Genomic DNA, 13,393 nt, shown 5'->3' with positions numbered 1-13,393 from the left:
ATGAGTGTTCTTGAAGTAAAAGGGTTAACGAAGGTGTACCAATCAAAAGGTTCAGTGGCAACGACCGCTTTACATGATATAAATTTTAAAATTGAGGAAGGCGAATTTGTTGGAATTATGGGGCCTTCAGGAAGCGGGAAAACAACGCTTCTGAATTTGTTAGCAACAATTGATAAACAAACATCAGGTCATGTTTACGTAAATGACGAGGAGATTAGCCAAATGCGTGCTAAAAAACTAGCGGAATTTCGTCGTACGCACTTAGGATTTATCTTTCAAGACTTTAATTTGCTTGATACGTTATCCATTAAAGAAAATATTATTTTGCCGCTTGTAATGGCAAAACGTTCTGTAAAAGAAATTGATACGAAGGTACTTGAGATTGCAAAGTTCTTAAATATTGAAGAAATCTTAAACAAAAAAGTATATGAAGTATCAGGTGGACAGCAACAACGTGCAGCAGCTGCACGAGCAATTATTCATGAACCAACATTAATTTTAGCAGACGAACCGACGGGGAACTTAGATTCTAAGTCTGCAAAATCGTTAATGGGTGCTCTGCAAGATTTACATGAACAGAAAAAAGTAACGATTGCAATGGTAACGCATGATCCAGTAGCAGCGAGTTATTGCGAACGAATTCTCTTTATACGCGATGGAGAAATTTTCTCAGAAATTCATAAAGGAAAAACAAAGCAAGCCTTTTTCCAAGAAATTTTAGATGTACTTGCGATGCTAGGAGGGGAATATCATGAACTTTCGCCAGCTCGCGCTTAATAATGTAAAAGGAAATTGGCGTAATTATAAAGCATTTCTTATTAGTAGTTGTTTATCGATTTTAGTATTTTTTATGTATGCTTCTTTTATCTATCATCCAGATGTAGTAAGCGGGAACATTAGCATGAAGGTGATGATTACAAAAGGATTAGAATCTATGAACTATATTGTTGTCATCTTCTCAGCACTCTTTATTCTATATGCTAACTCAACGTTTTTACGAGCAAGAAAGAAAGAGTTTGGTTTATTAACATTAATAGGTGGGACAAAAGTACAGCTTGGCCGTATGATTATACTAGAGCAAATGATTTTAGGTGTAATCGCAATTGTAGTAGGGATCGCTCTTGGTATGCTTTGTTCAAAGTTGTTTTTTCAAGCTTTAAGTGTATTGCTAGGTATAGATAAAACCCTTCCACTCGTTTGGAATGGAAAAGCAGTTTTGATTACAGCTAGTATATACTTCATTCTCTTTTTTATCTTATCATTGTTTGGTGTTTGGACAGTGGGACGCTTGCAAATTATTGATTTGTTAAGAGAAGCGAGAAAACAAAAAGTAGAGCCTTTTGCATTTACATGGTTATGTATCATCGGCGTATTATGCATTATTGTAGCGTATGTGCTTTGTTTCCAAGTTACATTGATGAATTTTTTGATGTATTTCTTACCAATTGTGGGACTCACAATTGCAGGGACGTATCTATTATTCACGCAAGGTAGCACTGTCGTATTAAAGGCGTTACAAAAACGAAAAAAATCTTTTTATACTTATCCAAATATGTTTGTACTTAGTAATCTCATCTATAAAATGAAAGACAATGCTCGCTTTCTCTTTGTTATTTCAATTATTACAGCTGTTGTTTCTTCCGCAATCGGTACGCTTTATGTATTCTTTCAAGATATGAGTTATAAAACAGTGGCTAGTACCCCTCATGCGATTTCATATGAGGAAAAGGGCGTAAATACGCATAATGTCATTAGTGACGAGAAAATGCAAGAGTTATTGAAAAAACACGGGTTTGAAGACGCGAGAAAAGTAACATATGTAAAACTTCCTGGAAAACAAAAATTGGCGATGTTTAATGGTGAGCATGAGATGCCTTTAAGTATTATTTCAGAAAAAGAATATAATGAAGAAGCACGTAAGCAAAAGAAAGAGGAAGTTCATAATGCACCAGGAAGCGCAACGATGGTTTTAATTGATATGATGAATGACTTTGTGAAGATAGATAGTACGAAGCCATTTGAGTTTACGCTGAACGGACAAAAACAGTCTATTAAGCTAAAGGATCCAATTTCGCAATCTGTTTTTAATGATGAAGGCTATCTCATTGTGAATGACCAAGACTTTGTGAAATATGCACAGCTCGTATCAGATGAAGAAAAGACGAAATATTACGGCTATTATATTGGAGATTGGAAAGGAACAGAGGATCTTGTAGTAGACTTGAAAAAAGAAATTGCACCAGAACAACAAGAGAATTTCCATAATTCTGTTCTTGCGTATAAAGCGATGAAGGAACAAGGGGCAATTACAATGTTCATCGGTTTCTTTGTAGCAGTACTCTTCTTCTTCTTTGCTTGTAGCATGACATACTTTAAATGGTTTAACGATAAAGAACAAGATCGTATTCAATTTAAATCATTAAAGCGAATTGGTATGACAGATAAAGAAATTCGTAAAATTGCAATTCGTCAAATGGGAGTTATATTCTTTATCCCAATTCTCATTGGTGCTATTCATAGCGGATTTGCTCTTCATACATTAGGGAAAATGCTTTATTTAGATCTATGGAAATCAGGTACGATTGTAATTGGAGCATACATTTTAGCTTCTGCGATTTACTTTATGATCGCGCAAAGAGGATATTTAAAACACGTGAAAAGCTAGGGAAACCTCTAGCTTTTTACGTATGTAGTATGTTACAGGAGGGCGATAGATGAATATTCGGCAACTAGCGATGCAAAATATAAAGGGGAATTGGCGTAATTATAAAGTGTTTTTCTTAAGCAGTTGTTTTGCGATATTTGCTTCTTATGCATATATGTCTGTCATTGTACATCCATACATGCAAGAAACGATGTGGTATCAAAACGTACGCTGGGGACTTATCATATGTAATGTTATAATTATTTCTTTTTTCGTTATATTTATTTTGTATTCTACTTCTATTTTTATAGAAGCACGTAAGAAAGAATTAGGATTATATATGTTAATGGGAGCGACGAAGTCTAACGTAATAGGAGTGATTATGACCGAGCAAATATTAATTGGAATTTTTGCTAATATTTTCGGTATTGGGCTTGGTATGATCTTTTTGAAACTCTTTTTTATGGTATTTAGTATGTTACTTCGCCTTCCGAAAGAACTCCCTGTCATATTTGACGTGAGAGCGATTGGTGTAACGTTTGTTACATATATGGTCGTTTTTATTCTGTTATCTTTTATAAGTGCTTTACGTATATGGAATATAAAAATCATTCGGTTATTGAAAGAATTTCGAACAGATAAAAAAGAGAAGAAAACTTCAAGGTGGCTTTGTTTATTCGGTTTTGCTTGTTTAGGAACGGGATATGCGTTAGCGCTACAAGTGACGATGGCAACGATAGCGTTATACTTTTTTCCTATATCTATACTTATCTTTTTTGGAACGTATTTTTCTTTTACACACGGTATTAGCCAATTGTTAGAAATGATAAAACGAAATAAAAAGATTATGTATACATATCCGTATTTATTTATAGTGAATCAATTGTCACATCGAATGAAGGAAAATGGTCGATTTTTCTTTATATTGTCCATGGCAACGACGTTTGTAGTTACGGCAACAGGTACGGTGTTCTTATATTTTTCAGGGATGCAAGATATGTGGCGAGATGGAGGAGTACACTCATTTTCTTATCTAGAAAAAGGTACTTCTTCTCATGAAGTCTTTGAGGAAGGTGCGGTTGAAAAATTATTGCATCAATATGGGTATGATGATTTTCAATATATGAGTTTTGTTGGAGTGTATGCATCTTTTCAGTCCAATAAAGGAGAAACAGAAGTTGCACCGCTTATAAAGGAAAGTGAATACAATCAAGAGGCGAGAAAACAAAAACAGAAAACGTATCATCCTAAAAAAGGAACAGTGACACTTGTTTATTATAATAAACGCAATCATCCGAATGTATATAATCAAAAAGATATTCAATTACAAGTAATGAATCAAACGTATCAATTCGCATTTAACGGTCAGAAAGAAGGGGTACAATTTAACTATCACCCTTCGCATATTAATGGTCTGTTTTTCGTCATGAATGATGAAGATTTTGCTAGTATTGCAAATAAGGTTCCGGATTCTGAAAAAATGATATATAGAGGTTATATATTATCAAATATTGAAAGTTCAAAGGAATTAAATGCAGATTTACGGAAACATATGAAACAAGATACAAATGATACATTTCGAAATAATATGGAGTTATATGTGAATATGAAAGAGTTCGGCGATATTACTCTATTTGTAGGCTCGTTCATTAGTATATTATTCTTCCTTACTTCATGTAGTATCGTATATTTTAAATGGTTTCATAATATTGCATCGGATCGTAAACAGTATGGGGCGCTCTCTAAACTTGGAATGACGAAAGAAGAAGTGTGGAAAATTTCTCGTTGGCAATTATGTATGCTATTTTTTGCGCCAATTATAGTAGGGAGTATGCACAGTGCAGTTGCGTTATATACGTTTCATAATACTGTCTTTATGGGCGGATCCTTAAGAAAAGTAGGCTTATTTATTCTGTTTTACATTGCGGCATGTATCGTTTATTTCTTCTTCGCTCAAAGAGAATATAGGAAACATTTAGACTAGCAAATGCTAGTCTTTTTTAAATATTCGAAATTTATATAGAGGAATATAAATATTTATGGTATAACAGTAAGAAAACGAAAAAGAGGGGAAAGATGATGATTCGAGTTGGCTATTTAGGACCAGAAGCAACATTTACAAATATGGCGGTGAGTCGTTTTTTTCCGGAAGCAGAGCATGTACCGTATCGAACGATTCCTGATTGTATGGATGCTGCGGCAAATGGAAATGTAGATTTTGCGGTTGTACCACTAGAAAATGCAATAGAAGGGTCAGTAAATATTACTGTCGATTATCTTGTACATGAGCAGCCGCTCTGTATTGTAGGAGAAATTACAGTACCTATTCAGCAACATTTGCTTGTGCATCCACAATATGAAGAAATGTGGAAAGAAGTATACGCTGTACATTCTCATCCGCATGCGATTGCGCAGTGCCATAAATTTTTAAATGAAGAATTAAAAGGTGTAACAGTCCGTGATATGACATCGACAAGTGCGGCAGCGCAGTATGTGAAAGAACATCCAGAAGAAAGGATCGCAGCAATTGCAAATGAAGCGGCAGCGGAAAAGTATGGGTTAGCAATTGTGCAGCGTGATATTCATACGCATAAAAACAATCATACGCGTTTCCTAGTGTTACATAAAAAGAAGCAAGCGTTATTGCCGAAAAATGGTGAGAACCGCGGAGAGAAAACGACACTTATGATAACGTTACCTGCTGATTATGCGGGGGCACTTTATCAAGTGTTATCAGCTTTCGCATGGAGAAAATTAAATTTATCAAAAATTGAATCTCGTCCGATGAAAACGGGCCTTGGAAATTACTTTTTCTTAATCGATGTTGATAAGGAGTATGATGATGTATTATTGCCAGGCGTGACGATGGAGCTTGAGGCGCTTGGTTTTTCTGTTACGGTGCTAGGGAGTTATTCTTCGTATTGGTTGTAGACATAAATAAGTCCCACCAGATGATAAGGTGGGATTTTTTATGTTATTTCAATTTCGCTAAACGATCTGTTAATTGCTCACGCCAAACTTCTGCCAGCTCTGAAACGCCAAGGATTTTCTCCATCGCCTCTTTATCTTTCCGTCTATGAAAATATACTTCGTTAGAAAATAGAATAGAAACTTGACTTGGATGGCGCTCTAGTAGTTGAATCGGTGAGTCTTTCCGAACAACACCTTCTTGAAGAACACGACATAAATAGCCAGTATAACCCGTTTCTACAATGCGAGGTAAGATTCCAGGGATACCGAGACGTTTGGAAATGGTACTACATGGCACTCTACCTTGTGTGACTTGGATAATTGCTTCACCTAATTGATATGTATCACCGATGAAAACATCACGTTCTAACATATTTGTAACAGTAATATTTTCGCCAAATGTAGAGGGTGGGAGCGCTGTTTGGAATTCTTGTTCCCATAGTGCGTAATGTTCATGTGGGTAGACACAAACAGCGCGATCAGGTCCACCGTGGAATCTGAGGTCAGCTACACCATCTCCGCGAAAGCCATCTTTTGATAAAAAAGCCTCTTCTGTAAGGACTTTACAGATGCCCGTTGTCATTTCTTTATTTTCTCCATATTGCATTTGCTTCGGTTTGCCGGTACTAAAGTGAATGAGTTCGATCCCCATATGTTATCCCCCTTTATAATTGATTTCAATATTATATCACTTCATATGAAAAAGCACAGAGAGTAATATCGTTCTCTGTGTTTTTTCATCTATTCATGTACGATTGGTGTAAATGTTAATAAACAAGAAATCCGGCGCGATCCAGCGCTTCGCAGGCAGCGTTTAATTTTTCAGTGGAATCTGCTTCAATTGTATGTAAGTGGATCCCATCTGTTAATTGAGATAGATAGGATGCCTTTGTTTCTTCGATCTTTTGTAAATATTGTTCAACATCAAAGCGGTTGCTGACCATAATAGAAGCTGTTAAGTCACCGTATACAGGATGTTCTACTTTCACATCTTTAATCGTAACACCATGATCGACAAGCATTGTTAGTTCCTGGCGGACTTCATTTGGTTTATGTTGACAGACGATAACACGTTCAAAAGCTTGTTGTTTTGCTTGTGGTTTTAAATATAAATACCCTTGTGCAGTTGCAATAATTGGTTCATTTCGTGCTTTTAGTAAGGAAATATCTTGCACAATGACTTGTCTGCTGACATTTGTTTTCTTGGATAACTCACTTCCAGATAACGGTTCGTTAGCTGCAAGGAGCCACTGCAGGATGAGCTGTCTTCTTTCTTCTCCTAAAATTTTTTTTCGATCATTTTGTTTCATTATAATTTAACACCTCTATAAAATTGATTTCCAATTGTGTGTAGTGCATGAATGGTTGCATCGATATGTTCTTTTGTTGTATGACGTCCAAATGAAAAGCGGACGTATTGTTTTGCCTCTTCATACGTTTTTCCAATTGCAAGCATTGTTTTTGAAGGTTCTTGTTTGCCGACTTGACATGCGCTACCTGTTGAAATAGCGATGCCATGGCGATTACATTGTAACATTGTGTACTGACCTTCTATTCCCTTTATTGTAACCCCAATAATATGAGGTAAACAAGAAGTAGAATGACCTTCTACTTGAATTTCAAGAGGAATTGCTTGTAATTGTTCCGTAAAATAAGATCGTAATTGTTCAAAACGAGTTCCTTCTTCTTCTCGGTCATCTAATATATGTTCTGCCGCTGTTAGAAAGGAAGCAATGCCAGGCACATTAACTGTACCAGGACGAAATCCTTTTTCATGAGAGGTCCCTGGGAAGACTTGTCCCCAACGAACTTGTGGGTTTATATAGCAAGCACCTACACCTTTTGGTCCATATATTTTATGTGCAGAAACAGAAAGGCTATCAATATGCATCGCTGTAACATCAACTGGGAGTTTACCAAACGTTTGTACACAATCTGTATGAAATAAAATATGGTGTTTTTTTAGTAGGGCTCCAATTTTTGAGATAGGCTGAACGGTACCAATTTCAGAGTTACCGTGTTGAATACTTGCCAAAACTGTATCGTCTGTAATCGCTGCTTCTAAAGCTTCAAGATTAATAAGCCCGTATGAATCTACAGGAATTTCTGTAATTGTATAACCTTGGTTTGTTAATGACTGAAAGTAGCTGCGAATGGATGCGTGTTCCATTGGTGTCGTAAGAATATGTTTGCCGCTTTTTGCATTTAAGAGTGATTGGATTGCAAGATAATTAGATTCAGAACCACCGCTTGTGAAAAATACTCCTTGTTCTTTGCCTCCAATCATTTCTGCAAATGCTGCCCTGCAAACTTGTAGTAAAGATGAAGCTGTTCCTCCGATGTCGTGTAAGCTTTGTTCATTACCGAAGTATTGCTCTGCTGCTTTCGTATATGTGTCGAGCGCTCCTTTGCTCATTGGTGTTGTAGCCGCATAGTCAAGATATATCATAATGTGTAGTCCTCTCTATAGTAGAGTTACATTCGTTTTTATTTTAAAGTAGTATGAAAAATTCGTTAAACTCCTTGGTAAAAATATTACTTTCTAAAAAACTCTTGTCATTATTTTAAATCTATGTAAATATAGGTGTCAAGACAGTTGAAAAGTGTAAAGTAGGAGGCAATGATCATGCCAAGTGCAGATGTCTTAATTATTGGAAGTGGTGTTGCAGCACTTAGTGTTGCGAAAGAGATTTGTCACGAAAAGAATGTGATGATTATCACAAAAAAAACAGGGCGAAATAACAATACGCATTTAGCACAGGGCGGAATTGCAGCAGCTGTAGCTACCTATGACAATGTGAATGATCATTATGAAGATACGGTAGCGGCTGGTTGTGACTATAACAACGAGGAAGCTGCTCGATATTTAGTTGAAGAAGGACCGAAAGAGATTCGAAAGCTTATTGCAAATGGGATGAAATTTGATGGGGATGAAAAAGGGCCTCATCTTGGAAAAGAAGGCGCGCATCGAAAACGACGTATTTTACACGCTGGGGGAGATGCAACAGGAAAAAACTTATTAGAGCATTTGATTCAGGAAGTAGCTCCTTACGTTACAGTAGTGGAGCAAGAAATGGTGCTCGATTTAATAATAGAAAATGATACATGTAAGGGTGTTTTGACCCGTGATAGTGAAGGACATATACATCGTTACTATGCTGAACACACTGTATTAGCTACAGGTGGTATTGGAGGCGTGTATGCATTTACGTCTAACGATGAGACGATTACAGGTGACGGACTAGCAATCGTGTACCGAGCTGGTGGAGAGTTGGTTGATTTAGAGTTTATTCAATTTCATCCAACGATGCTCTATGTAGGTGGTCGTTGCTGCGGACTTGTTTCAGAAGCTGTACGGGGTGAAGGGGCTGTTCTGGTAAATGAAAAAGGACATCGTTTTATGCTGGACGTACATCCGCAGCACGACCTTGCACCGCGTGACGTAGTGGCACGTGCGATTCATGAACAGCTTCTTTCAGGTGAAAGTGTATACTTGGATATTTCTTCTATTCAAAACTTTGAAGAGCGTTTTCCTACTGTATCTGCATTATGCAAAAAGAATGGGATAGATGTAAAACAAAATAGAATACCAGTTGTACCTGGTGCTCATTTTCATATGGGTGGTGTGAAAACGAATTGTGACGGAGAAACATCAATTGCACGATTATATGCCGTTGGTGAAGTAGCTTGTAACGGTGTTCATGGTGCAAACCGTTTAGCGAGTAATTCGTTGCTAGAGGGACTTGTGTTCGGAAGACGAATTGGAGCGCATATTTTAGCTCATCCAGTACAAGGAAAAGAAAACGGTTATGAAAGAATTCATGAAGTATCTACAATTCCTCAATTACCAGCGAAAAAAGAGATACAAGAACAGATGATGAAATACGTAGGGATTGTACGAACAGAAACGAGCTTATTATGTGCGAAGCAATGGTTTGAACAGTATGGTGTGCACAGCATTCAACTGCAATATGGAGCTTTTACAAATGAAGATATAACAATTATGAATATGCTAACAGTTTGCCAGCTCATTACAGAAGCGGCATTGCAAAGAAAAGAGAGCATAGGTGGTCATTATCGTGGTGATTATCCAAGCAAAAATAAAATAACAAAAGAAATTATTCTTGCTAATAAAAAATTACAGCTTGTGTAATGAGGGGAAGAGGGGTCTTATGAACGCGTTAAAGGTAAGAAAAGCATTAGAAAGTTTTTTTCTAGAAGACATTGGGGAAAGAGATGTAACATCTCAGCTCATTTTTCCTGACAATTTAAAGGCAAAGGGAACATTTCTTGTAAAAGATACAGGGATATTCGCAGGGACAGCGGTAATTGAACAAGGTTTTCGATTATTAGATGAAAGTATTCAAATTGAGCTTCATAAAAAAGATGGAGATCTCGTAGAAAAAGGAGAAATTTTAGCCACTGTACAAGGCCCGATTACCTCTCTATTAACAGCAGAGCGTGTAATTTTAAATGTCATTCAAAGAATGAGCGGTATAGCAACGATGACACAAAGAGCAGTTCGGGCGTTAGAAAGTGACCATACACGTATTTGTGATACAAGAAAAACAATGCCAGGGCTTCGCATGTTTGATAAACACGCAGTCGTTTGCGGAGGAGGGTATAACCATCGCTTCGGGTTATACGATGGTGTCATGATTAAAGATAATCACATTGCTTTTGCAGGGTCTATTACAAACGCAGTCACATCTGTAAAAGAAAAACTTGGGCATATGGTGAAGGTTGAAGTGGAGACAGAGACAGAAGAACAAGTCCGAGAAGCCGTAGCTGCAGGAGCAGACATTATTATGTTCGACAACCGTACACCAGAAGAAGTGCGTGAGTTTTCTAAAATGGTTCCAAGTGCAATTGTAACAGAAGCATCAGGTGGGATTACAATTGAAAGTTTATCAAAATATGGAAAAACAGGGGTGGATTACATTTCACTCGGATTATTAACACATTCTGCAGGAGCATTAGATATTAGCTTTAATATTGAGGTTTAAGGCGAGAGGGTTAGAGGGGGAGATTATTGATGAGTATTTTAGAGAGGGTTCAACCAATCGAAACGATGTTACCAGAGCGTTATCAAACAATGTCAGTACAACAGATGGAAGAGCGTGTTCGTGAAATTAAAGAAAAACTAGGGGAAACGTTATTTATTCCAGGGCATCATTATCAAAAGGATGAGGTCGTTCAATTCTCAGATGCTGCAGGAGATTCATTGCAACTTGCACAAGTAGCGGCTAGCAATAAAGCGGCAAAATATATCGTATTTTGTGGTGTGCATTTTATGGCCGAAACAGCAGATATGTTAACGACAGATGAACAAGTCGTTATCTTACCAGATATGCGTGCTGGCTGTTCGATGGCAGATATGGCAGATATTGAACAAACAGAGCGAGCTTGGAAAGAACTTACGCAGTTATTTGGAGGTACGATGATTCCATTGACATATGTCAATTCTACAGCAGCTATTAAAGCATTTTGCGGTCGTAATGGCGGTGCCACAGTAACATCTTCTAATGCTAAAAAAATGGTGTCTTGGGCATTTACGCAAAAAGAGCGTCTTGTCTTTTTACCGGACCAGCATTTAGGAAGAAATACAGCGTATGACTTAGGGATTCCATTAGATAAAATGGCGGTTTGGGATCCGCATACAGATTCATTAGAGTACGATGGGGATATAGAAGATGTAAAGGTAATTTTATGGAAAGGGCATTGTTCGGTTCATCAAAATTTCACTGTCAAAAACATTGAAAGTGTACGGAAAAACCATCCTGATATGAATATTATTGTTCATCCAGAATGTTGTTATGAAGTGGTAGCAGCTTCTGATTATGCAGGATCGACAAAATATATTATCGATATGATTGAACAAGCACCGTCTGGGAGCAAATGGGCGATTGGTACAGAGATGAATTTAGTCAATCGAATTATTCATCAGCACCCAGATAAAGAAATCATTTCGCTAAACCCTTTTATGTGTCCTTGTTTAACGATGAATCGCATTGACTTACCACATTTATTATGGGTGTTAGAAACGATAGAAAGAGGAGAGGAAATCAATGTTATTCAGGTAGACAAACAGGTGACAAAAGAAGCAGTCCTTGCTCTAAATCGTATGTTAGAGCGTGTGTAAAAGCGACGGATTTCCGTCGCTTTTTTATTAAACATAATTAGCCAATCGTAGTCATACATTGTGTTGAGGGAATCATTGTATTTTTCATATTCGTGCAATATTGTGTATGACTAAATGGTAAGAGCAACAGTGTTAAACCATAGAGGATAGTTTCATTTTATATTATTTTTGTTTATAGATAAGTAATACAGGAGGGGGAAAATTTGAAAATTCATATCGTGCAAAAAGGGGATACCCTTTGGAAAATTGCGAAAAAGTACGGAGTAGACCTTGAAACGTTAAAAAAGGCGAATACGCAGCTTAGCAATCCCGATTTGATTATGCCAGGTATGAAAATAAAAGTACCATCTAGCAGTGTGCATGTGAAAAAAAATATGGGTGCTGGCTCAGCTCCTCCAAAAGAATATGTAAAAGAGGTACAACAAAAAGAATTTGCAGCGACACCTACGCCGCTTGGGATAGAAGATGAAGAAGAAGCACCATATCAATCTGCGCCAATTACGCAGCAACCGGCTATGCAACAAACACAAAAAGAAATACAAGTAAAGCCGCAAAAAGAAATGCCGATTCAGAAAGAAGTGCCGATTCAGAAAGAAGTGCCGATTCAGAAAGAAGTGCCGATTCAGAAAGAAATGCCAATACAAAAAGAAAAACCAATTCAGAAAGAAGTACCTATTCAAAAGCCGCCAGTTGTGGAAAAACCAGCTGTAATTGAAAAGCCGCCAGTCGTGGAAAAACCAGCTGTAATTGAAAAGCCACCAGTTGTAGAAAAAGTAGAGAAACCCGCGGAAAAAGAAAGTACAAAGTTTTCAGTAAATATATTACCACAGCCACCCCAACCACCAATGAAACCTAAAAAAGACTATAAAATTTCAGATGTAATAAAAAAAGGAAGCGAGTTAATTGCTCCACAAATTCATAAGATGAAGCCTAACAATATAGTGTCGCCACAAACGAAAAAAGAAAATGTAGGAAACATAGTATCACCGCAAACAAAAAAAGAAAATGTAGGAAACATAGTATCGCCGCAAACAAAAAAAGAAAATGTAAGTAATGTTGTTTCGCCACAAGTGCAAAAGAAAAATGTAGGAAACATAGTGTCACCACAGACGAAAAAAGAAAATGTAAGTAATATTGTTTCGCCACAGGTACAAAAAGAAAATGTGGGTAATATAATGTCACCGGATGTAACAAAAGAAAAACTGGTTATTCCACAAGTAACACCACCAAATATTACGATGCCAATGATGGATAATAATCAACCGCCGAATATGATGCCGAATATGGATAATGACCAAATGCCGAACATGATGCCGAATATGGATAATAATCAAATGCCGAACATGATGCCGAATATGGATAATAACCAAATGCCGAACATGATGCCGAATATGGATAATAACCAAATGCCGAACATGATGCCGATAATGGATAATAACCCAATGCCGAACATGATGCCGATAATGGATAATAACCCAATGCCGAATATAATGCCGATAATGGATAATAACCAAATGCCGAACATGATGCCGATAATGGATAATAACCAAATGCCGAACATGATGCCGAATATGGATAATGACCAAATGCCGAACATGATGCCGATAATGGATAATAACCAAATGCCGAACATGATG

At 37.1% G+C, this 13,393-nt stretch carries 11 protein-coding genes; 8 read left to right on the top strand and 3 right to left on the bottom strand.

Annotated elements, in window-relative coordinates; genetic code table 11:
• The 4 genes from KFD70_RS22455 (at nucleotide 1) to pheA (ending at nucleotide 5,575) form a co-directional block, all read left to right on the top strand.
• Nucleotides 1-777 (top strand): ABC transporter ATP-binding protein, encoded by a 777-nt coding sequence (locus KFD70_RS22455; RefSeq protein ID WP_336450232.1) that lies wholly within the window; start codon nucleotides 1-3, stop codon nucleotides 775-777.
• Complete coding sequence (locus tag KFD70_RS22450; RefSeq protein ID WP_336450231.1) at nucleotides 752-2,665, top strand: ABC transporter permease; 1,914 nt, start codon at nucleotides 752-754, stop codon at nucleotides 2,663-2,665. Before KFD70_RS22455 ends, KFD70_RS22450 begins: the two co-directional genes overlap by 26 nt.
• Before the next feature lie 49 nt (nucleotides 2,666-2,714).
• Nucleotides 2,715-4,628 carry an ABC transporter permease gene (locus KFD70_RS22445; RefSeq protein WP_336450230.1) on the top strand — a complete coding sequence of 638 codons (1,914 nt, stop codon included), beginning with the start codon at nucleotides 2,715-2,717 and terminating at the stop codon, nucleotides 4,626-4,628.
• Between the two features lie 95 nt (nucleotides 4,629-4,723).
• Nucleotides 4,724-5,575 (top strand): prephenate dehydratase, encoded by an 852-nt coding sequence (gene pheA / locus KFD70_RS22440; protein ID WP_336450623.1) that lies wholly within the window; start codon nucleotides 4,724-4,726, stop codon nucleotides 5,573-5,575.
• A gap of 43 nt (nucleotides 5,576-5,618) precedes the next feature.
• Here the strand turns inward: pheA and KFD70_RS22435 are convergent, their stop codons facing one another.
• From KFD70_RS22435 to KFD70_RS22425, 3 genes are all read right to left on the bottom strand, one after another.
• Nucleotides 5,619-6,266, bottom strand: coding sequence for an MOSC domain-containing protein (locus tag KFD70_RS22435; RefSeq protein WP_336450229.1), 648 nt, complete (start codon nucleotides 6,264-6,266; stop codon nucleotides 5,619-5,621).
• Between the two features lie 115 nt (nucleotides 6,267-6,381).
• Entirely contained in the window at nucleotides 6,382-6,924 is a 543-nt protein-coding gene (locus KFD70_RS22430) for a transcription repressor NadR (RefSeq protein WP_336450228.1), read from the bottom strand.
• Nucleotides 6,924-8,066, bottom strand: a complete 1,143-nt coding sequence (locus tag KFD70_RS22425; protein ID WP_336450622.1) for an IscS subfamily cysteine desulfurase — start codon at nucleotides 8,064-8,066, stop codon at nucleotides 6,924-6,926. The genes KFD70_RS22430 and KFD70_RS22425 overlap by 1 nt, the downstream gene beginning before the upstream one ends.
• 174 nt (nucleotides 8,067-8,240) lie before the next feature.
• Between KFD70_RS22425 and nadB the strand changes: the two genes are divergently transcribed.
• The 4 genes from nadB to safA form a co-directional block, all read left to right on the top strand.
• Nucleotides 8,241-9,767, top strand: coding sequence for an L-aspartate oxidase (gene nadB, locus KFD70_RS22420; protein ID WP_336450227.1), 1,527 nt, complete (start codon nucleotides 8,241-8,243; stop codon nucleotides 9,765-9,767).
• Between the two features lie 19 nt (nucleotides 9,768-9,786).
• A complete protein-coding gene (gene nadC / locus KFD70_RS22415) occupies nucleotides 9,787-10,620 on the top strand; it encodes a carboxylating nicotinate-nucleotide diphosphorylase (protein WP_336450226.1) in 834 nt (277 codons plus the stop codon).
• A 29-nt stretch (nucleotides 10,621-10,649) separates the two neighbouring features.
• A complete protein-coding gene (gene nadA / locus KFD70_RS22410; protein ID WP_336450225.1) occupies nucleotides 10,650-11,756 on the top strand; it encodes a quinolinate synthase NadA in 1,107 nt (368 codons plus the stop codon).
• A gap of 203 nt (nucleotides 11,757-11,959) precedes the next feature.
• The coding region (safA, locus tag KFD70_RS22405) for a SafA/ExsA family spore coat assembly protein (protein WP_431613420.1) at nucleotides 11,960-13,393 on the top strand (1,434 nt) is incomplete at its 3' end.

Source organism: Bacillus pfraonensis, assembly GCF_050768835.1.
GTDB classification, from domain to species: domain Bacteria; phylum Bacillota; class Bacilli; order Bacillales; family Bacillaceae_G; genus Bacillus_A; species Bacillus_A pfraonensis.
The sequence above is the reverse complement of the archived record's forward strand: the minus strand, read 5'-3'. Positions and strand labels throughout refer to the sequence as shown.

Bases quoted from the DNA above. Each gene is read 5' to 3' on its own strand.
- nadA (WP_336450225.1), top strand. From the start codon at position 10,650: ATGAGTATTTTAGAGAGGGTTCAACCAATCGAAACGATGTTACCAGAG.
- KFD70_RS22435 (WP_336450229.1), bottom strand. From the start codon at position 6,266: ATGGGGATCGAACTCATTCACTTTAGTACCGGCAAACCGAAGCAAATG.
- nadC (WP_336450226.1), top strand. From the start codon at position 9,787: ATGAACGCGTTAAAGGTAAGAAAAGCATTAGAAAGTTTTTTTCTAGAA.
- KFD70_RS22430 (WP_336450228.1), bottom strand. From the start codon at position 6,924: ATGAAACAAAATGATCGAAAAAAAATTTTAGGAGAAGAAAGAAGACAG.
- KFD70_RS22450 (WP_336450231.1), top strand. From the start codon at position 752: ATGAACTTTCGCCAGCTCGCGCTTAATAATGTAAAAGGAAATTGGCGT.
- KFD70_RS22455 (WP_336450232.1), top strand. From the start codon at position 1: ATGAGTGTTCTTGAAGTAAAAGGGTTAACGAAGGTGTACCAATCAAAA.
- pheA (WP_336450623.1), top strand. From the start codon at position 4,724: ATGATTCGAGTTGGCTATTTAGGACCAGAAGCAACATTTACAAATATG.
- nadB (WP_336450227.1), top strand. From the start codon at position 8,241: ATGCCAAGTGCAGATGTCTTAATTATTGGAAGTGGTGTTGCAGCACTT.
- KFD70_RS22445 (WP_336450230.1), top strand. From the start codon at position 2,715: ATGAATATTCGGCAACTAGCGATGCAAAATATAAAGGGGAATTGGCGT.